Source organism: Flavobacterium hydatis (assembly GCF_000737695.1).
GTDB lineage: Bacteria > Bacteroidota > Bacteroidia > Flavobacteriales > Flavobacteriaceae > Flavobacterium > Flavobacterium hydatis.
Map to the genome: position 1 here is coordinate 1 of NZ_JPRM01000074.1, position 2339 is coordinate 2339.

1 protein-coding gene is annotated in these 2339 nt (G+C 35.4%); it reads left to right on the plus strand.

The features are described from left to right. A partial coding sequence (locus IW20_RS25070) for a T9SS sorting signal type C domain-containing protein (RefSeq protein ID WP_051886215.1) occupies positions 1-2088 on the plus strand: 2088 nt, incomplete at its 5' end. Positions 2089-2339: the final 251 nt, after the last annotated feature.

Genomic DNA, 2339 nt, shown 5'->3' on the forward strand with positions numbered 1-2339 from the left:
GCCACAACAGGTACTCCCACAACCTATAGCATAACCTGGAATGCATCGCCTGCAAATACTTTTGCGGCAGTAACCGATGCATCATTACCAGGTAGTCCGATTACGATTGATGTTCCAGCTGGAACAGGTGCAGGTACTTATGCAGGAACATTAACTGTAAAAACTGCAGCAGGTTGTGTTAGTAGTTCAGGTTACCCTTTTACGGTGACAGTAAATGCGACGCCAACAGCTCCAGTTATAGGAGTTATTACCTCGCCAACATGTGCTGTTTCTACCGGAAGTGTTGCTTTAAGCGGATTACCTTCAGGGAATTGGTCTATAGTAACCAACCCTGTTACAGTTACTACTTTAGGTTCAGGAACAAGTACAGTTATTGGTAATCTTGCGCCAAATACATATACTTTTGTAGTAAGTAATTCGGTAACAGGTTGTACTTCTCCAGCATCTCTTCCTGCTATAGTTCCTGTCTTGGTTACTAATAGTTGGAGCGGTTCCGGATGGTCTAGCGGCACACCAACCGCAGATCAAAATATTATTTTCTTAGCAGATTATACTTCGTCAACAGGATCTTCAGGTAATTTAACTGCTTGCTCTTGTCAGGTAAATTTGACTGCAAAAGTTACAATCAAGACGGGAGCAACTTTAGCTATTACCAATTCTGTTGCAGTAGCTTCTACAGCTAGTTTAAAATTTGAAGATAAGGCTAGTTTGGTTCAGATAAATGATAATGCCGTTAATAGTGGCAAAATTACCTACGAACGTATTTCTCCACAGATGAAAGATCAGGATTATGTCTATTGGTCATCGCCTGTATTTGGTCAAAAATTTAGTACGCTGTCTTTAGGAACTTTTTCTTATTTTGCTTTTAATATCGCGACAAATAGTTGGTTACATGCAGCTGATAATATGGAAACAGGTAGAGGATACATTATAAAAGCGCGTAATGCAGGTCCTTTTCCGTATGATCAAAAAGTAGTTTTTCAAGGAATTCCTAATAATGGAGCGCTTACTCTCAGTACTCCAACCAAATTTGATGAGTATATTTTAGTTGGAAACCCATATCCATCGGCTTTATTTGCGGATGATTTTTTAAGAGGTAATTCTACAATTCTGGAAGGGACTTTATATTTTTGGACTCATATTACTCCGCTTGGACTTCAAGGTGGTAAGTTGAATTATGCATCTGTTGATTATGCAACATATAATTTTACTGGGGGGATTACACCAGGTCAAGGTACAGGTTCGGGCTCAGGAAGTGATTCTCCATTAGGATATATTGCTGCAGGACAATCCTTTTTTGTCAATGCGAAACTTGGAGGTGCACAAGTAACGTTTAATAATAGTATGCGTGCTTCTGGACAAAATGGACAGTTTTACAGACAAAGCAAAACTAGAAAAGCAGCAACTATAGAAAAAAACAGGGTGTGGTTAAATCTTACGAACAAAGAAGGTGCATTTAAACAAATATTGGTTGGCTATATCGAAGGCGCAACAGATGAGTACGAAAGTATGTTCGATGGAATTTCCTTAAACGGTAATGCTTTTATTAATTTTTACAGTATTCTTAAAGATAAAAAACTAAGTATTCAAGGGCGTGCCATCCCATTTAGAGAAAATGATTTGGTGTATTTAGGATATAGTTCAGAAATTGCAGGTGATTTTACTATTGGGATAGATGAAGTAGATGGTTTATTAGCAGATCACGCTATTTATCTGGAGGATAAAGTAATGGGTGTTATACATGATTTACGCCAAAAGGGGTATACGTTTACCACAGCAAAAACAGATGGTATTGATAATCGATTTGTATTGCGATACACTAATAAAACATTAGGTACCGGAGAATTTGAAATAACAGGAGATGTAGTTACAATAGCTCTTGAAAACAAAGAGATTCAGATTAATATTTCTAATCAAATTATAGATGAGGTATATGTTTACGATGCATCTGGTAAGCTACTTTATCAGAAAGAAAAAATAGGAAATTCTAAATGGAGGATAGCAAACTTAAAATTAAGTAATCAGGTTTTAATTGTAAAAGTTGTTCTTGATAGCAAACATATCGAAACTAAAAAAGTGATTTACTAAATAGAATTTAGGTTTAAACTTTAAAAAACCATTCCGCAAAACGGAATGGTTTTTTGTTTTTTAACAAATTCAATTTATACTGTGAAGAAAAATGAAGTGCAATTAATCCCTAGTTTAATTCTTGAATATCATCAAATTAACAAAAAGTAGGTATTTACTGTATTAATATGCATTTTATCTTAAAAAAGATGCATTTCAACGGGTATTTAAGTTAAATAGCGAAAATGTATTTTCCAAAAAAAAAAATCTTG